This is a genomic window from Prevotella phocaeensis, from assembly GCF_900065875.1.
GTDB classification, from domain to species: Bacteria; Bacteroidota; Bacteroidia; order Bacteroidales; family Bacteroidaceae; genus Prevotella; species Prevotella phocaeensis.
In genome coordinates this window covers 728,003-747,737 of record NZ_LT160626.1, presented here as the reverse complement: position 1 = coordinate 747,737, position 19,735 = coordinate 728,003, and the positions used below count along the sequence as shown (strand labels likewise).

General features: G+C 45.6%; 14 protein-coding genes. 10 read left to right on the top strand and 4 right to left on the bottom strand.

Translation table 11 applies throughout. From position 1 onward, the window contains the following. Nucleotides 1-67 precede the first annotated feature (67 nt). Complete coding sequence (locus BN3912_RS11190) at nt 68-1,549, top strand: alkaline phosphatase family protein (protein WP_023983931.1); 1,482 nt, start codon at nt 68-70, stop codon at nt 1,547-1,549. Between the two features lie 213 nt (nt 1,550-1,762). Further along, nucleotides 1,763-2,791, top strand: a complete 1,029-nt coding sequence (locus BN3912_RS11185) for a carboxymuconolactone decarboxylase family protein (RefSeq protein ID WP_230204695.1) — start codon at nt 1,763-1,765, stop codon at nt 2,789-2,791. A gap of 109 nt (nt 2,792-2,900) precedes the next feature. Here the strand turns inward: BN3912_RS11185 and BN3912_RS11180 are convergent, their stop codons facing one another. Then, nucleotides 2,901-3,419 (bottom strand): isoprenylcysteine carboxyl methyltransferase family protein, encoded by a 519-nt coding sequence (locus tag BN3912_RS11180; RefSeq protein WP_023983933.1) that lies wholly within the window; start codon nt 3,417-3,419, stop codon nt 2,901-2,903. A gap of 565 nt (nt 3,420-3,984) precedes the next feature. Here BN3912_RS11180 and eno point away from each other — a divergent pair. Then, nucleotides 3,985-5,292, top strand: coding sequence for a phosphopyruvate hydratase (eno, locus tag BN3912_RS11175; protein ID WP_004368910.1), 1,308 nt, complete (start codon nt 3,985-3,987; stop codon nt 5,290-5,292). Nucleotides 5,293-5,368: 76 nt separating this feature from the next. On the opposite strand, the gene BN3912_RS11170 is transcribed toward eno, so the two are convergent. Together BN3912_RS11170 and BN3912_RS11165 are read right to left on the bottom strand one after the other, a co-directional pair. Beyond that, entirely contained in the window at nt 5,369-6,271 is a 903-nt protein-coding gene (locus BN3912_RS11170) for a YitT family protein (protein ID WP_004368911.1), read from the bottom strand. A gap of 271 nt (nt 6,272-6,542) precedes the next feature. Next, entirely contained in the window at nt 6,543-6,869 is a 327-nt protein-coding gene (locus BN3912_RS11165; protein ID WP_023983934.1) for a cupin domain-containing protein, read from the bottom strand. A 132-nt stretch (nt 6,870-7,001) separates the two neighbouring features. Here BN3912_RS11165 and BN3912_RS11160 point away from each other — a divergent pair, with 132 nt between their 5' ends. The 6 genes from BN3912_RS11160 to BN3912_RS11130 all read left to right on the top strand — a co-directional run bounded on the left by BN3912_RS11160 (nt 7,002) and on the right by BN3912_RS11130 (nt 18,168). After that, on the top strand, nt 7,002-7,670 hold the full coding sequence (locus tag BN3912_RS11160) for a Crp/Fnr family transcriptional regulator (RefSeq protein ID WP_023983935.1): 669 nt from the start codon (nt 7,002-7,004) through the stop codon (nt 7,668-7,670). After that, nucleotides 7,667-9,388: an RluA family pseudouridine synthase gene (locus BN3912_RS11155; protein ID WP_023983936.1), complete on the top strand. Its 1,722-nt coding sequence runs from the start codon at nt 7,667-7,669 to the stop codon at nt 9,386-9,388. Before BN3912_RS11160 ends, BN3912_RS11155 begins: the two co-directional genes overlap by 4 nt. Nucleotides 9,389-9,899: 511 nt before the next feature. Next, nucleotides 9,900-10,499, top strand: a complete 600-nt coding sequence (locus BN3912_RS11150) for a calycin-like domain-containing protein (protein WP_036859326.1) — start codon at nt 9,900-9,902, stop codon at nt 10,497-10,499. 292 nt (nt 10,500-10,791) lie between these two features. Beyond that, nucleotides 10,792-12,621: a CocE/NonD family hydrolase gene (locus tag BN3912_RS11140; RefSeq protein WP_036859499.1), complete on the top strand. Its 1,830-nt coding sequence runs from the start codon at nt 10,792-10,794 to the stop codon at nt 12,619-12,621. Nucleotides 12,622-12,913: 292 nt separating this feature from the next. Then, nucleotides 12,914-16,297, top strand: coding sequence for a SusC/RagA family TonB-linked outer membrane protein (locus BN3912_RS11135; protein WP_023983940.1), 3,384 nt, complete (start codon nt 12,914-12,916; stop codon nt 16,295-16,297). Between the two features lie 23 nt (nt 16,298-16,320). Next, nucleotides 16,321-18,168, top strand: coding sequence for a RagB/SusD family nutrient uptake outer membrane protein (locus BN3912_RS11130; RefSeq protein ID WP_023983941.1), 1,848 nt, complete (start codon nt 16,321-16,323; stop codon nt 18,166-18,168). A gap of 166 nt (nt 18,169-18,334) precedes the next feature. Here the strand turns inward: BN3912_RS11130 and BN3912_RS11125 are convergent, their stop codons facing one another. Further along, complete coding sequence (locus BN3912_RS11125) at nt 18,335-18,727, bottom strand: hypothetical protein (RefSeq protein WP_023983942.1); 393 nt, start codon at nt 18,725-18,727, stop codon at nt 18,335-18,337. Between the two features lie 227 nt (nt 18,728-18,954). On the opposite strand from BN3912_RS11125, the gene BN3912_RS11120 reads away from it, so the two are divergent. Continuing rightward, entirely contained in the window at nt 18,955-19,734 is a 780-nt protein-coding gene (locus BN3912_RS11120) for an ABC transporter ATP-binding protein (protein ID WP_023983943.1), read from the top strand. Nucleotide 19,735: the final 1 nt, after the last annotated feature.

The following is a 19,735-nucleotide window of genomic DNA, read 5'->3' as shown; positions in this document are numbered from 1 at the left end:
ATTTTTTCCGTTTTTACAATAATTATAGGTACCTTTGTGATGTTCAACATTATATTTTAATAACGATATGAAAAAGATTATCCTCACTGCTTTTTTGTGCCTCGTAACATCGATAGGTTATGCACAAATCGAAAGACCTAAGCTCGTTGTAGGCCTCGTAATAGACCAAATGAGATGGGATTACCTATATTATTATTACGATAAATATCGAAACGACGGGCTTAAACGGATGTTGCGCGAGGGTTACAGTTGCGAAAATACGATGATTAACTATATACCTTCCGTTACCGCAATAGGCCACGCGAGCATTTATACCGGCACTGTACCGGCGTTACATGGCATTGCCGGCAATAATTTCATGATAAACAACAAGTGGAGTTACTGCTGTTCAGACTCTTTAGTTAAGAGTGTAGGAAGCACAAACAGTGCAGGTAAGATGTCTCCACGCAATATGTGGGCCACCACAATAGGCGATGTACTGCGCATAGCCACCGATTATAAGTCGCGTGTATTCGGTGTTGCGATCAAAGACCGTGCCGCTATATTGCCGGCAGGCCTTAATGCTAATGCCGCTTATTGGTGGGATCAAGAGGCCGGAAACTTCGTTTCGAGCACTTATTACATGGATGAACTGCCGAAATGGGTACAGGATTTCAACCGTAGGAACCACACCAAGCCCGGATATGATATAAAAACAAGCAACGAAGGAGTAACGATGACCTTCAAAATGGCGCAAGCTATCCTTGATAACGAGAAGCTCGGACAAGGTGATGTTACTGATATGCTTTGCGTAAGCATATCGTCTACCGATGCTATCGGGCACACTTACAGCACAAGGGGTAAGGAGAATTACGAGGTATATATGCAACTTGACAGGGATATAGCGCAATTTCTCAATGTTCTCGATACCAAAATCGGACGAAACAACTATCTGCTGTTTCTCACAGCCGACCATGGCGCCGTGCATAACCCTAACCAGATGGCCGCCCACAGAATGCCTGTAGACGGATGGGATGTAACAAAAACGACAAACGAGCTGAACACCTATCTGAAAAATAAGTTCGGTGTAGATAAATTGGTTACACGTGCTTACATGAATTTTCTTTATCTCGATCACGACGCAATCGGGCATGCAGGGCTGGAACTCGGTGAAGTAAGGACCGCTGCAGCCAACTTCTTGAAAGCCGACACCCAATTCCTATATGCCTTCGATCTCGAAAAATCAGCCATAGAGCCCTTGCCTGAGCCTATTAAAGAGCGCGCCATCAATGGATATTGCCACAACCGAAGCGGCGATTTAGCCGTGATTTTAAGAAACGGATATTTTGACTGGCCATATAAACCCGACTATAAAGGAACTACGCACGGTGCATGGAATCCTTATGATACGCATATCCCGCTCGTGTTCATGGGCTGGAATATCAAGCATGGAGAAACGTCTGTGCCCGTTAAGATGGTAGATATCGCCCCCACGGTGTGCGCTATGCTCCACATACAGATGCCCAACGCCTGTATAGGCAATGCCATATTGTCCGTGAAAGACCGGTAATAACGCCTTTCATATCTGCCGAATAAAGTACTGCAAAGCCATATTCTTCCGTAATAGTGGTACTTTATTCGGTAATTTTTTTAGCTATCTCTATTCCTTTTTACCCTATCTTTGCAAACATAAAAAGTACAAATTATGGACATAAAAAGAACGTTTGGGACTGTAATAACGGCACTCTTATGTATTTACAGCCCCATTAAAGCACAAAAGAACATGGAACTGACAGCACGACATCAAAGTCTTTCGGCCATTGCAGGCTTGGAAGCAAAGGGAGATTTGGAACGTCTGTACACGACAATTGATGAAGGTTTGAACCGCGGACTTACCGTTGCAGAGATCAAAGAGGCACTTTCACAGCTGTATGCTTACACGGGTTTCCCGCGTTCTCTTAATGCCTTGGGGCAGTTGCAGAAGGTTGTAACCGACCGAAAGGCAAAGGGTATATCCACTGAATTGGGAAACGACGGCGATATACTGCCCAAAGACTTCAATTCTCTGCAGGAAGGAACGAAGATACAGACACAACTTACGGGCAAGCCATTTAGCTATGACTTCTGCAAACGCGAAGACTATTACCTCAAGGCCCACCTTTTCGGCGACATATTTGCAAGTCCTGTACTCAGTCATGCCGACAGAGAAGTTGTAACATTGAGTGCCATAGCTTCGCTGAAAGGTTGCGAGAGCCAACTTAGAGCACATGTCCGCGGGGCTTACAACATGGGTGTAAACTTCGAAGAGTTACGGTCTATCCCCGATATACTGGCTACCTATGTGGGCGATATGGAAGCCTACCGCGCACGCAAGGCCATTGCAGCAGTGATGAACGAACCGTTCAGCGAGGGTGCACCGATAGAAAATCCGCTCTATCCCGTGGGAACTCCCAACACGGCATACGCCAAATACTTCATCGGAAATAGCTATTTGCAACGCATTGGCGAGGGTGAAATACCGATGGCCAACGTAACTTTCGAACCCAAATGCCGCAACAACTGGCACATTCACCACAAAACAGGACAGATACTTATTGCTGTGGGCGGCCGCGGATGGTATCAGGAGTGGGGCAAGGAACCCGTAGAAATGAAACCGGGCACGGTTATCGAGATACCTGCAGAGGTAAAACACTGGCACGGGGCGGCCAAAGACAGCTGGTTCCAGCACATTGCATTCTCGATACCTGTAGAAGGTGCTTCCACCGAATGGCTCGAAGAAGTGGACGATACCTACTATAATAAGCTGCCGTAACCACCTTATTAATATATAAGGTGCTCCGATATAGGAGCACAGGCATAACTCGTATATCGGCATCGGCGCCTGTCTGAAAAGAATACGGCAGGCACCGATGCCGGTATTATTATTCTTGTTTCCACAATGCTTTCATGGCATTCTCTTCCTGACGGATGCGTATTGCCAGCAAACAGCCATATAACGGCAACCCTATTGCCACGGTGTACCATGCGTTACAGAGTAAACTAACGCCGATAAGCTCGGGAATAATATTAAGATAATAGTTAGGATGACGGACTTTTCTGAATAAGAAACTCCTTTCAATTCGATGGTTAGGAACGATATACAGCTTTACCGTCCATACATCATACAGCTTGTAAATTACGTAGAATAGCATTGCATACGCGAAGGTCATCACACCTACGCCCCACACAGATAGCACATTAAAGTCTGTTTCGGAGATATAAGCCTCATACAAAGCAGAGAAATAAAAAGCAATGTGGGCAAGCGTAAGCAAAAGAGAATTGAATTTGCCATATTGCACGGCACCTTTCTTTCGAATATGTTTCTCGTTTCGGATAGAATAAGACAACGAAATCAAGCGCAAGGCAAAGAATACAATGAATGTAAAAATAATGTACCGCATAACCGGTTGTGGTTTTTAAGAAATTAATACTGTTTATGTTCACACAAAACAGACCGTTCCAAGGTCTGCTTTTATTCTATTTCAGCTTATCGATCAGGTTCCCCTGAAACCGCAATATCCTGAATAATCTCCTTTCAGATTGCAAAGATACATAATTTCAATCCTGCTTCCAAATATTTAAACCGGTAGTTGCAATTGCCGTATAAAAGTCGGCAACTTCTTAAAAACGCATTTGCAGACAACCTTAGCTGTCCGCTCTGTCTGAATTACATGTAATGCCTGTTCCCGTTAGACATACCGTGTATTACGAATACACAGCTTGTCTATCGCCGCTACCCGTAACCATGCCGTATGCCATCTCTACTTTGCATTCGATTTAAGTGCAGAATTTACGACCGCGCAAAGGGGTTAATTATTACAAAATAGCCTATTAATATTAGAAACAAGATTTCGTTTTTCGGAAATTTGGCATTATCTTTGCAAATGAAATAGCAATGGCTTGCCGCAGCAAGGTTATTGAAACAGCAACGACAATATTTTATTTAATTAAATAAAAACAATAATTATGGTAATTGAAAAAGTTCACGCTAGAGAGATTTTAGACTCTCGTGGAAACCCTACAGTAGAGGTTGAAGTAACATTGGATAATGGCGTTGTCGGTCGTGCAAGCGTACCATCAGGCGCCTCAACGGGCGAGAATGAGGCGTTAGAGCTTCGTGACGGCGATAAAAAACGCTTCGGCGGGAAGGGCGTTCTTAAGGCTGTAGAGAACGTAAACAACGTTATCGCTCCTGCTTTGAAGGGCGACTGTGTGCTGAATCAGCGTGCTATAGACTACAAAATGCTGGCACTCGACGGCACTCCTACTAAGAGCAAGCTCGGCGCAAATGCCATCCTCGGCGTATCGCTTGCCGTAGCTCACACTGCTGCACAGGCCCTTGGTCTGCCGTTGTATCGCTATATAGGCGGTGCAAACACATATACTTTGCCCGTTCCAATGATGAATATCATCAACGGAGGTGCCCATTCAGACGCGCCAATTGCATTCCAAGAGTTCATGATACGGCCCGTCGGCGCTCCTTCAGAGAAAGAGGCAATCCGCATGGGTGCCGAGGTTTTCCATGCTCTTGCTAAGCTCTTGAAGAAACGCGGGCTATCTACAGCAGTGGGAGACGAGGGAGGTTTCGCTCCTAAGTTCGATGGAATAGAAGACGCACTCGATAGTATAATCCAATCAATCAAGGATGCTGGCTACGAACCCGGTAAGGATGTCAAGATCGCGATGGACTGTGCAGCATCGGAATTCGCAGTACAGGAGAACGGTAAGTGGTATTACGACTACCGCCAACTGAAGAACGGAATGCCGAAAGATCCTAACGGAAAGAAGCTCACAGCGGCAGAGCAGATCAAGTATCTTGAAGACTTGATTACAAGATACCCCATCGATTCCATCGAAGACGGACTCGATGAAAACGACTGGGAGAACTGGGTAGAACTGACAAAGGCCATCGGCGACCGCTGTCAGTTGGTAGGCGACGACCTGTTCGTTACCAACACGAAGTTCTTGGAGAAAGGTATCAAGATGGGTGCAGCTAACTCTATCCTGATCAAGGTGAACCAAATCGGTTCGTTGACAGAGACGCTCGAGGCTATCGAAATGGCTCATCGTCACGGTTACACCACGGTTACGTCTCACCGTTCCGGCGAAACAGAAGACACAACCATTGCCGATATCGCCGTTGCAACCAACTCGGGCCAGATCAAGACAGGTTCTATGAGCCGCACAGACCGTATGGCTAAGTACAACCAACTCATCCGCATAGAGGAAGAACTCGGCAGCACCTCCAAGTACGGTTATACCAAACTGAAGTAATACATTACTCCATAAGCAACAAAAGCGGGAAGACCTTTAACAGGTTTTCCCGCTTTCTATTTTATGTAGACAGGAACTATACTGTCTTCGAATGCGATTTATGGCGCACTTTAAACTTATCGAAACCCTCGCCATACACGCCGATAACCGCGCTTTGAGATACGAAAGCGGCGGGATCTATTTCATCGATAAGGCTGAAAATCTTATCGGATTCGCTCTTTTTAGCCAACACAAAAAGCATCTTCACCTCACGTCCGGAATAGAAACCGCTGGCATTTATGACCGTACAACCGCGGTGCGGGTTCTCATTGATACGATGCCCGATTTCCTCATACTTATCGGATATGATGAAAAACTGTACCGAACGTCGCATGGAATTGACCACTTGATCTACGCAAAAAGCCGTTACGAAAAGCACTACATAGCCATAGATCACCTTTTCCCAGTCGTGCAAAACGAAATAACTCGAAGAGATAATAAAGATATCGCAAATCAATATCACCCGTCCCAGCGATATGTCGCGATACTTGTTTACGATGGCAGCGATGATATCCGTACCGCCCGTGCTGCCATTAGCCGATAAACCGAGCCCTACCCCCGTACCGCAAAAGGCAGCACCTATAACACTTGCCATAAACGGTTGGTTCTTCAACAGCACTACCCCCTTCATTGTTTGCGTGGCAAACGTGGTAAGAAGCGTAAGTACCAGTATGGCAAAAATGGTTTTGACACAAAATTTAAGGCCCAAGATACGCAGGGCAAACACCATTAGAATGGCATTAATGACGAAATAGGATACCTCTACATGGGTACCGGTCCACCAAAATATGACGGAAGAAATGCCGGGTACACCACCCGTGGCAATACTGTTGGGCAGCAAGAACACATTCCAACCGATGCAATAGAACATCATCGCGATGCCTATAAAGATATAATCGCGCAGCTCTTTAAACAGTGTAGCTTTATCAAACGCCTTCATCAACGGTCATTAAGATTTATGGAAGCAAAGTTAAGCGAAGAAAAGGAGATGGCAAAATAAATGTATTAAAATGTTCATCCTGCCTTGATAACTTTTTTATCTTCATGGCCTGTCGGCGATAGAAGCACTGCTTGTCTGCCTTATACCTTATGCCTATCCTCCCTACACAGGCATCCTATCGGACATATACTTACATTCTGTTGCAAACACAGGCGGCACTCCGCATGAGAATACCGCCCGTATTTCCATCTCAAGCATGCCGTTCGTACCGCTAACCTCGTATCATCGTAATCAACATTTTGAAGCGGTGAACCGCATTCACGGCATGGGGATGATTGGCAGGAAGGATAATCATTTCGCCTGCCTTGAGGTGATAAAGTTCACCATCAATCATTACTTCGGCCTCACCGTCTATAATCAACAGCGTTGCATCGTAGGGTGCGCTATGCTCACTCAACCGTTGACCTTCATCAAAGGCAAAGAGCGTTATACTTCCGGCATTGCTGTGTTCAAACTCCTTGCTTACAATACCGCCCGCAGCATAATCTATCAATTCGTTCGGGCGCAGTACCTTTTTCTTTTCAATCACCTTATCCATATCGTTATTTTTTAGTTAAAAGCATGATGTCTTACCAGCCTGTTTACGAACAAATGCCGTGCCAAGCGCGATTATGATAACAAATGTTACCGCCGTTTGCACGTTTCGGCCAAAATAAGTATCTTTGTCGCCATGAATGATAGAATTACCAAAGCTCTTCGCCTGTGCCCCCTATTTGCGGGAATGGAGCCTTTCGAAATAGAAATGACGCTATCCGGCATCGATTATCGTATCGTTAATTACAACAAACACGACGTTTATGCGCTCGCAGGCATGCCATGTAAGTATGCTGATATCGTAATCAACGGCGAACTGATATGCCGAATGGTGAGCCTGAGCGGCAAGCAGGTGGAAGTTAGTCGGTTGAGAGAAGGCAACATAGTGGCACCTGCGTTCATCTTTGCCAAGCACAACAGCATGGCTGTAAGCGTAGAAACAGAGGGCGAAACGGCCGTTTTGCGAATGTTACCAGCCACTCTACTACGCTTACTCGACCAAGATGATAAGATCAGAATGAATTTTATCCGTGTTCTTTCTAACATAGACGTCTTCTTAACCCACAAGATGAAGGTGTTATCCCTATTCACTGTGCGCGAGAAAGTGACTTACATGCTCCTTGAACAGGCCGGTCGGCAAGGTTCCGACGTAATTAAATTAGACAAATCGCGGCAGGAAATCGCCGATAGCTTCGGCATACAGAAGTATTCGCTGCTGCGTGTATTGGCGGAACTGGCCAAGAACGAGGCTATCAGGATAGAGGGAAAAACCATCACGATACTCGACAGAAAGAAAATGAAATGACCTTTCACCGGCTTTATACCGACATTCTTCCACCCGATACATTTACCGATCCGTTCTGCTATGAGCCCCATCCGTTGTGCCTGATGGCCGTAAACGATTTGATCGGCCGCATTGAAAAGCCGGAGAATACGAGCAATACGGCTTTCCTGAACGAGGCAAGACAGGGCAAAATGTTCGGCGTATTGGTAGCGCAGAAGCCCCGGCCAAGCGCATCGGGAGCAATGCCTATCGGCTACATAGCGGCTTATTCCGGACAAATATGCGGCAGGAGCAACTGGCAGGGGTTTGTTCCGGCGGTGTTCGATTATCTGCAAACCGGCGGTTACTTCAAGCTCCATGAGCAGGAAATATCCGATATAAATAAAAAGGTGGAGACTCTCGAGGCCGACAGCCATTATCTGCGACAGCAACAAGAGCTGCATCTGTTGCACCGAGAAGCCGAAAGAACGATCGAAGAATATAAAAATACCATCAGAAAAGCCAAGGAAAAACGCGACCGCCTGCGCTTTCAACCCTCGACAAATGCCACAGACGAGACTAACATGATACGCGAAAGCCAGTTCATGAAAGCCGAACTGAAGCGCATGAAGCTGCGGTTCCGCACAGCTATAGCCGAGAAAGAAACACTGTTGAAGGATAAAGAAGCGGAGATAGAACTGCTGAAGAAAGCCCGTAAACAGAAGTCTGATGCTCTTCAGCGGTGGCTCTTCGAGCATTTCACCATGCTCAATGCCGAAAGAGAACGGCGCAATTTGATCGATATATTTGCCGAAAAAGCGGGAAAGATGCCGCCCGCAGGCAGCGGAGAGTGCTGCGAGCCCAAGCTCTTGCAGTATGCCTACCGCCACCGGCTACACCCTCTGTGCATGGCAATGTTTTGGTATGGAGCCTCTCCGAAAGACGAAATCCGCCATCATCTGCACTATTATCCGGCCTGTAACGGCAAGTGTAAGCCTATTCTTTCGTGGATGCTTCGCGGACTGCCCGTAGCCTCGTCTGCCACACACTTTGCGACTACCCCCAACAGACCTACAACTTGTGCCCCTTACACCATAGCCCCATCGCCGACAAATGCCACATCTGTGCCAGATATACCTATTGTCTACGAAGATGAAGCGATAGTTGTAATCAACAAACCCGCAGGAATGTTGAGCGTTCCGGGCAAAGCCTGTGCGCTTTCGGTGTACGACCTGATGCGCATGCGCTATCCCGACAGCGACTGTCCGCTTATCGTTCATCGCCTCGACATGGCCACGAGCGGGCTCCTCATCATAGCCAAAACCAAGAACGCCCACCGCATATTGCAGCGACAATTCGCCGAACATACCATACGGAAGCAATATATAGCCGTGCTTGATGGCGTGCCCGACAGTTGCAGATGGCCTTCTGCCGGCATTATCTTACTGCCCTTGCGCCCCGACTTAGCTGACCGACCGCGACAGCTCGTCGACTTTGAACATGGTAAAGAGGCCGTTACGGAGTACAAGATATTGCGAACTGCGGGCGAAGAAACGCGCATCGCGCTCTTTCCCTATACGGGGCGAACGCATCAGTTGCGCATTCACTGCGCTCATCCTTATGGTCTGAACTGCCCGATCAAAGGCGATAATCTCTACGGCACGCGTTCGCAGCGGCTCTACCTGCATGCCGAAAGCATGGAGTTTATACACCCTGTAAGCGGCAGATGCATAAAATTAAACGCCGAGGCGGAGTTTTGAAAGGGGAAAAGATAAAAAAATAAAGGGGTAAAAAGGCAAAAGAACAATGTTAACGATGCTGTCTATAACAGACAGATGCACCGTTTAAGAGTAAAACTTCTATGGTTTGTGTCAGGTAAACATGTTATATTAAATCAGCGGAAGTCTATTTGTGGGGCATAGATATGAGATTTTTTGCAAATAGGTGTTCCGCATAAATCCGCTTTTCTCTCCGCTCGACCTCATTTCTTACAAGGACTTATAACTGTCAAATCCCCACATAATCATCTTCCAATGTCTTTCTATCTCCTCTTCTTGCTCCCCTTTCCTTTCTCCTCTGTACCCTTTATCATTCCTCCACGTTTCCCTCTCTTCCTTTCCTCAACTCCCCTATTTTATCTAAAAAACGCTTAAAATTATCCTAAATGTCTTATTTATTTTGAGATATTTCCATTTTTTCGTATCTTTGCAAGCAAATCAAACATATCGATATGGATGATCTATCAATATTAATATAAGAATGTAAGTAAGGATGAACAGATTATTAATAATAATTTCCGTATTGTTTTTTGCACTTACGACTTCGGCACAAACCGATGTTTCGGCCGTTTACGACACTTACGACGGCAATCTTTATACCGAAATCGGTAAGCCTGCCACCACTACAGGTACCCCCAAGAAAGTGAAGATAGAGGTTGCCAAAGGCACGAAAGAGAACACTGTAAACCTTACAATACAGAATTTCGTGTACGGAATTTTACAATTTAAAGACATAACGCTTGATAATGTGGGCATAACTCTATCGAATGATGGCTGTACTTTTGCAAAAGTAACCGAGAAAGAAGTAGAAGTAGAGACCAAAAACGGCCTAAGTTTGTATCTTTTCATATCTTTAGACGATACTAAGAGTTATGTAAAAGACGGAAAGATGTGGCTGGATATGAAGATAAGGTATACAACCACCTATATTTATTCTATCTTTAATGGCAATAAAGTTGTTACGGGAATAGATTCGCCAGTGGCTTCCGAACAGACTAAAGACATGAAGTATTACGATTTGAGCGGCCGGCGAGTTGTAAAACCACATAAAGGTATTTATATTGTAAATGGTAAAAAAATCATTATAAGGTAGGGTGTTGTAATTCTATCTACTGCGCGTGATGCGTATTTTTTTTATAGCTCTCTATGTAAGTTGGGCCTTTTGAGCCCAACTTTTTATGCAATAATGGCAACAAATATCAAATATTTCGCTTTTTTGCACTATCTTTGCATAAAATAGGCGGCACCTCAACAAATTGAAACAAGTTTCTTTGTATTCGGTTTGCACTATCTTTGCATAAAATAGGCGGCACCTCAACAAATTGAAACAAGTTTCTTTGTATTCGGTTTGCACTATCTTTGCAACAATCAAAAAACACAAAAACATGAATTACAAGCAGATTGTCCTGTATTTATTTCTTTCGTTTTCGACTTTTCAAGGGTACTCACAACCGGCCGAGAGGCAACAGATTGAAAACGAATACGCCAAGCGCGAAGTGATGATACCTATGCGCGATGGGACGAAATTGTACACGGCTATCTACGAACCACGTACCAAACAGCAGCGTCATCCTATACTTATGTTCCGCACACCCTACGGTAGCGGGCCCTACGGAAAGCAATTTACCGGTACTCTCAAGGGCGAATTGCGGCATTACACCGCCAAGAATTATATTATTGTCTGGCAGGACGTGCGCGGCAGGTATATGAGCGAAGGCGAATATGAGAACATGAGACCGGTGGTATTGGCACGGGGCGAAAAAACTAACGATGTGACCGATGCCTACGATACGGCCGATTGGCTGGTGAAACATACGCACAACAACGGCTGTATAGGTGTTACAGGTAGCTCGTATCTGGGCTATTACGCTCTTACGGCGGCACTATGTAAGCATCCTTCCATTAAGGCTGTATGCCCGCAGGCACCCATCGGAGATTGGTTTATGGGCGATGACGTGCACCATAACGGGGCACTGATGCTTACCGATTCGTTCCGTTTTCTGTGGGAATTCGGGCGATATCGCAGCACTCCTTCACCCGTTGTGCCCCCTTCAAAGCCCTATTATTTTACCGATGAGTATTCGTTTTTCCTCCGTATGGGTACCATCAGCGATCTTTCGAAGTTGCAAACAGACTCGTTACCCTTTTGGAACGCCATGCTCGAGCACCCCGACTATGACAAATGGTGGCAGCTGAGAAATCCATTAAAACAATATGAAAAAATCGATATTCCGGTAATGGTAGTGGGCGGTTTGTTCGATGCAGAAGATGCATACGGAACGTGGAACTCTTATAAAGCGTTGGCTCGGCGCAGACAAGCGGCTCCCCTGTATCTGCTCATGGGCCCGTGGGAGCATGGCGGATGGCTCGGCGGGAATGGTAATCGGTTGGGTGAAATATCGTTCGGCAACGAAGATTTAAACGACAGGTTCCGCACTTTGCAGCAACGTTTCTTTGACTATTACCTTAATCACGAAGGTGTAATGGACTTACCGCCCGTGACTATGTTCTTTACAGGCGAGAACTGTTGGCGCTCTTTTGCAAAATTACCGGCCGAGAAGGTAGAAATAACACCGATATATCTCCATGCAAAGGGCGTTCTCGGGTTCGATGAACCCGCTGAAACATCTTCCTATACGCAGTATGTATCCGATCCTGCACATCCGGTTCCCTATACCAACGCCATAGGCAGACACCGTAATGCCTCATACATGACCGAAGACCAGCGTTTTGCCTTACGAAGAAACGATGTTATCGCCTTTGTTACACAGCCCTTGGAACACTCTTTAACGCTGTGCGGTGCCGTAGGTGTAGACCTTAGTACGAGTATCTCGACTACCGATGCCGATTTTGTAGTGAAGCTCATCGATGTGTTTCCCGACGATATAGACAGTAAACAGGCAGGCTATCAGATGCTGGTTCGGGGCGATATCATGCGCGGACGTTACCGTAACAGCTTCAGTAAACCCGAAGCATTTATACCCAACGAGATAGACAGAGTGGCATTTCCGTTGGCCGATATAGCCCATACGTTTCTGAAAGGTCATCGCATCATGGTACAGATACAAAGCTCATGGTTCCCGTTGGCCGACCGTAATCCGCAGCAATTCATAAACATTTATCATTGTACAAAGGGCGATTTCGTTAAATCTTCGGTAAAGATTTACCACGAAGGCACCCATGCTTCCAAGCTCATGCTACCTGTGTTGCGCTGATAGGGCTGCGAAGTAATGATCAAGAGAGGTTTTATCTCCATCGGCATATCGTTAAATTACATAAAAGAGAGGAATGGTTTATAACCGATATATTATTTTCGTATAAAAGAAATGTTAGCTGTATATCAGTACCGCGACAATAAAACTAAACTAAAATATTTGAGCCCATGATTGAATAAACATCTATTCCCGTGAGGGTGGTTGCATAATCTATGCACAGCCTGACACAATAGTGGGACCTTTGGTTCCATGATTTTACCTTTAAGTAATTATCATTTAAAACATTTACAACATGAAAAAACATTTAACAGGTAATAGACTGATTACCTATTTTTTACCCAAACGAAGTCTGATGACCATAGGTCTTGCAGGCTTATCGGCAGTGCTTTACGCCTCTTCGTCGACAGCCTCGGAAACGAACACAAGAGACCTTCTTGCCAAAGAGACTACAACTGCGGTATCCGTTTCGGCGCAACAGCAGCAGAGAAGGACTATTAGCGGACGGGTAGTCGATGACGATGGTGAGCCTCTTGTTGGCGTAAATATACAAGAGAAAGGCACTTCAAATGGAAGTTCGACAGATGTTAATGGACATTTCTCGCTCTCATTAACGAAATACAATGCACAGATAGTGATTTCTTATGTAGGCTTTTTAACGCAAATACTTACTGCCTCGGACGACATGAATATCGTCATGAAAGAAGATAACCAACAACTTGACGAAGTCGTAGTCGTAGGTTACGGCACACAGAAGAAAGTAAATCTGACGGGATCGGTAGCATCTGTGAACTTTCAGAAAGAGGCCTCGTCGCGTCCTGTTACCACTGCAGCACAGGCACTTGCAGGAATGGCTGCCGGTGTTCAGGTGCTTCAAAACTCCGGTCGCCCCAATTCAGAAGGCTTTGGCATAAGAATTCGAGGCACCGGAACATTCAACAACAGCGATCCACTGGTGTTGGTAGACGGCATGGAAATGAATCTTGCCGATGTAAATCCTAATGACATTGAGAGTATTTCCATATTGAAAGATGCAGCTTCATGCGCCATTTACGGTAATCGTGGTGCCAATGGCGTGATACTTGTCACTACTAAAATGGGACAGGAAGGTACGGTTCGTATCACTTATTCGGGTAAATTGTCGATTAATACACCATCTAAAATCGTAAGATTTGTTTCGAACTATGCAGATTACATGGGCTTTGTAAATGAAGCAGACGACAATGTAGGCGCCGGACATACCTATTCTGACGCCACTATTAAGAAATGGCGTGATGCAGAGGCCGATCCTAATGGCATCTCAGAAAGCGGGTATCCCAATTATGTGGCTTATCCGAACACCGATTGGTTCGATGAAATATATCAAACAAAGGTAATGCAAGAGCACTCTATTTCCCTGCTCGGTAACGAAAAGCGTACCAAATATAACATCGGACTTACCTATCTTGATAACCCCGGAATGATAGTTCGTTCGGGCGTAAAGAAGTATTTCATGAACTTAAACATTACATCTGACGTTACCGACTGGTTGCAAGTCGGCGCTCATGCATGGGGTTATCACGATGATCAAGACCGTAACGACGTGTCAAATCTTACGGCATGGTCTTTCTTGAAGACCGTTCCGGGCATCTATCCTTACTATGATGGGCACTACGGAGGTATAGAAAATTCTGAAGAAGACGGCGCTGCAGGCAACCCGCTGCTTAACTTGAACGGCAATGGAGACTCCTATTACAAGCACAATCGTATTTATGCAACCACGCATGCACAAATAAGATTCCTGAATGACTTTACGTTTAAAACCGTCTTCGGCTATGATTATTTTCATCAACGTCATAAATATGCCGGCACTCCAAATGAGCTTTATAGCTTCAGCCGTAAGCAGGTAGTGGCCCCGGCTACATCACTTGATCAGATTTATGTTTGGATGTACACGAATCAGAATTACAATTGGAAGTGGACAAATACGCTGAATTATGGTCATACTTTCGGTAAAATACACGATGTAAATGTGCTATTAGGCTTCGAAGAAGGCAGATATTATAACGGTTTCTTAGATATGAGTAAGTACGGGATACTCGATCCGTCGATTACAGACATGAGCACTATAACAAATATGAATACTATCACGGGCAACGATAACCAGAATAAATATCGTTCATGGTTCGGACGTTTGAACTATGCTTATGGCTCCAAATATCTGTTTGAGGCAGATTTTCGTGAGGATGGATCGTCCAAATTCGCCCCCGAGAAGCGCTGGGGATTTTTCCCATCTGTATCTGCCGGCTGGCGTATATCTGAAGAGAACTTTGCCAAGGAATCTTTCCTGAAAGAGTTTGACAATCTAAAACTACGCGTTTCTTATGGCAAGTTGGGTAATTCTTCAGTAGATGATTATGCTTTTCAATCATGGTATGAGACCGGTTACACGGTAATGGGCGGGCAGAAGGCCCCAAGTTTTTACTTGAGACAATTACCGAATATCGACATTACATGGGAGAAAACAAAGACCTTTGACTTAGGACTTGATTTTGCTTTATTGAACAATCGTTTGAGCGGAACCATCGATTATTACAGCAAATACACATCGGGTATTCTTTATAGTCCGTCGATCGGTTTGACCTATGGTGATAAAAGATCTCCGTTACAGAACCTTGCAGAGGTGAGTAACAGGGGATTAGAATTTACATTGAGATGGGAAGATCATATCGGAGATGTAACTTATGGCGTAGCTGTCAACGGTACATGGAACAAGAACAGGGTAGAAAAATATAAAGGCTCTTGGATACATGGCCGAGGTGCAGATCCTAACAACCCCGGTTCCAATGTATATTATTCGAACCTTGGAGAGGTTTCTTCGGGTGAAGATGAACGCATATTGGAAGGGCACATGATGAATGAATTCTACCTTTATCAGACCTATTCGGGCGACGGCTCGTATTTCAATGCCGACGGTTCCGTAAATGTGAACGGAGGACCAAGCGACGGTATGATCAGAACAGAGGACGACATGAAGTGGTTGCAGGCAATGATATCGGCAGGACATGAGTTCCTTCCGAGACGTACTGCAGCAAAGAACGGTATTTGGTATGGCGACTATATCTTTGCAGACATAGATGGTGATGGCATTTATGGCGGTAGCAATGACCGAAGTTTCTGTAATGTATCGAGAGAACCGAAGTTTAATTTCGGCATTCAGGCGCATGCTGAATGGAAAGGCATCGACCTTTCAATGAACTGGGGAGGAGCAACCGGCTTTAAAACTTATTGGAGGGAAATCGGTCAGAATGCATCGGATGTGGTCTATGGTCTTGCAATTCCCAAGGATATAGCTTATGATCATTATTTCTATGATCCCAGTAATCCGAACGATCCCCGCACGAATATCGCTTCTGCCAATCCGCGTCTTGTCATGACAAACCCGGGGCAAAGCGATGGTTTACACAGCACCTTGCGCCTCTATAACTGCAACTTCCTGAAACTGCGTAACCTTACATTGGGTTATACTTTCCCCAAGTTTATCTGCAAAGCTATCTATGCACAGAATTTGCGCGTGTACTTTTCCGGTGAAAACCTATTGACAATAACCTCGTTCCCCGGACTTGATCCGGAGATGCGTACAGGACAAGGCTACACTACAATGCGCCAATTCTCATTCGGTTTAAACATAACATTTTAATTAAACAATGGAGATTTATTCGTATGAAAAAGAATATAATAAACATACTATCGGCAGGCATCATCCTTGCAAGTAGCATCTTGCTCGGCAGTTGCGATCCCCATTTCTTGGATACCACACCGTCTAACCGTGTAAGTACGGGTACAGAGTTTTCTTCGGCAAACAAAGCAAACGCGGTGGTCAATGGGGCTTACGAGCGTTTCTATTATGAATTCATCGGCGGAGAGGCCAGAGCATGGGATCAATTTACCGAGATTATGGACTTAGATGTGAACTGGGTGAGCGGAAATGCACCATTGCTTCTGGGCTCGGCAACTGCTGCTTCCGGTCAATTTTCATATTGGTGGCGGGCTTTCTATGAAGAGATATATCGTACAAGCAATGTCATTCTGAACATTGACAAATGCCCCGATATGAGCAATGATATAAAGGCACGCAACAAAGCCGAATGCTGTTTCTTGCGTGCATGGGCCTACTATCGTGCCAATTGCTTATATAGAGGCGTGCCAATTTACACAGAACCGGTCGAATACGGTAAGGCTACCAAGGCTCGTTCTACAGAAGAAGAGGTTTGGCAGCAGGTTATAGACGACTGTACAGCTGCCATTAATGAGTCTAAACTGCCGGATAAGTATGCTACAAGCAGTTCCGATTACGGACGAGTTACCAAGGCAGCAGCCTATTACCTGCGCGGACAGGTATATCTTTGGCAGAAAGAATGGGCAAAGGCAGCAGATGATTTTAAGGCAATCACTACTATGGGCTACAGTCTTTTCAACGATTATAAGGCGATGTTCAAGGCTGCGAATGAGAAAAACGATGAGTATATTTTCCAATACCAGTACACAGACGACGACGGACTCGGCAATTATTTCTCACAATGTTACGGCAATCGCGTAACCGTGAATAATGCTTGGAACAACTATCTGCCCAACCCGATGCTCATAGACAGTTATGAATGGGCCGACGGGAAGCCATTCGATATCGACGAAGTGATACCGGGATACTCGCAAATGACACCGACTGCCCGCTCCGTATATTATCTGCGTGACGGCTTAAATCCCAATGCGAGCGGCACACAGCTCGATACCGAGAACAAAGCAGGTTACAACCAAATGGTTGCCTACGGCTCTGATATGACGAAATATTTGGAGAATGGTAACGAAACACGCATCAAAAAGGTTTACGAGGGACGTGATCCACGACTGCTGATGAATATCATTACTCCTTATTCAGAGTATAAAGGCGGCTGCACACCCGACTGCTTTACTTACACGCTCCGCTGGCCTTATTTCGGTGCAGATGCCGCTTTCCCCTACGACTTGCGTACTGATACGAACGATCGTTACTACTATTTATGGCGTAAGTTCGTGATAGAAGGCCGCGAAAGCCGCACTATATGGGACAGCGACATAGATATTCCCGTCTTTCGTTATGCCGGAGCATTGCTGAGTTTGGCAGAGGCACTGAACGAACAAGGCAAGACCAACGAAGCCATTCAGTACGTAAATCAGGTTCGTGCACGTATTCCGGGGCTTGCATTGCTTAACAGTAATTCGTGGACAACCGTCACCGGACAGGACAATATGCGCGAACGTATCCGCAAAGAAATGCTATGGGAACTCGCCGGAGAGAACCAAATGTACTGGAAGGAGTTACGTTGGGGCACGTGGGCCGATAAGAAATTCGGCACTAACAGGCTGACCGAAACCGATCATACGAAATACAATGGCGCCAATGGCATGACGGAAATCTGGGGTACCAAGCGCTACACGTTGAATTACAACGGCGACTATGAATTCAAATGGGCTATACCACAGGAAGAAATAGAGCGTAACCCGAACCTCAAACAGAACGATGAATGGAAGTAAGGAGATAGGTTAAATCCTATAAGGCATATCTTGTCAAACCGGCAGGATATGCCTTTTTTAACGCCAGACACTCGTTTTTCGGCAGCAATTTATACGGCATTGCCAACACAGGCAGATGTACCCATGCACAAAGACCGTACTTTCGCGAAGATATCCGGCAATGTTTTTACGCCTTATCGAGCCGCTGTCTGATGGTTTCCATCTTGCGGCGTCGGTCTAAAGAGTATTCTTTTCCGTTTTTATCTATAAAGTCGAACAGCGCGTAAGACTTCTCCAAGAGGAAATCGGAGAAAGGTTTCGACTCGATATCTGCTTCAACATTGAAGAGTTCGGCCAGTATCTGCATCTTGTAGAAGCGGTGTTCCTCGTCCTCACCCTGCAGGGCCGCCATCACTTCATCGATGGTTGCGTTGTGATAGAGAGCATAAGGGCCCACATACTGTTCATAAAGTTTCTTGATTTCTTCGCGCCTGTCTGTCACTTCTTTCTTATTGAGAAAGCGCTCGAGTGCCGCCATGAACTCGCGTATCAGGCGCATGATATAGTCTCGTTGAAGCATTTTTATATCGGTGTTTTATTGTTCTGAATGTATCGAAGATGCAGGTTTGCAAAGATAATAAGAAATTGCAAATAAACAAGCAACCATATATAATAATATAATAAGGTGAAAACAAAAACTATATTTTGCACAGGCAACTGCTCTGTCAGGCAATGATGAAAGAAGAAAAACGATACTTTAATCAAGAGGGACAGGCGACTTGAACTATTTTTCGTATCTTTGCAAGCATGGAAACAATTGTGCTTCACGAGCTTACCATAGGCTACCGCAACAGACGCCATGCGCCTTCGGTCGTGGCATCCGGCATCTCTGCCGCCATTATGGCAGGCAAACTCACGTGTCTTTTAGGCGCTAACGGCGTGGGAAAGTCTACGCTTTTGCGCACTCTGGCGGGCTTCCAGCCCAAACTTTCGGGCAATATATTGCTGCAAGGGCGCAGCATCAACGGGTTTAACAGGAAAGAACTGTCGCGCTTCATCAGCGTGGTACTGACGGAAAAGCCCGATGTTACGAACATGACAGCCACCGAAGTAGTGGGCTTGGGACGCTCTCCGTACACGGGATTTTGGGGTTCTCTAAGCGATGAAGATAAGAAAATCGTAACCGATTCCATGCGCACGGCGGGCATAGGCCACATGGCCGACCGCATGATACAGACGCTGAGCGACGGCGAGAGGCAAAAGGTAATGATCGCAAAGGCACTGGCTCAGCAAACTCCCGTTATCATTCTCGACGAACCCACGGCCTATCTGGACTTCCCAAGCAAGGTAGAGATGATGCAAATACTAAAGAGATTGGCCCGACAGATGCAGAAAACAGTCTTCCTGTCTACCCACGATTTAGAGATTACCTTGCAGGTGGCAGACGAATTATGGCTGATGGATGCCGGCGGTAAACTGCACATCGGTTCGCCCGAGAAGTTGGCTGCAGAGGGCGTACTTGGACGTTTCGTAGAACGCAGCGGCATCGAATTCGATGCCCGAAACATGAGAATAAAGATTATCTGAT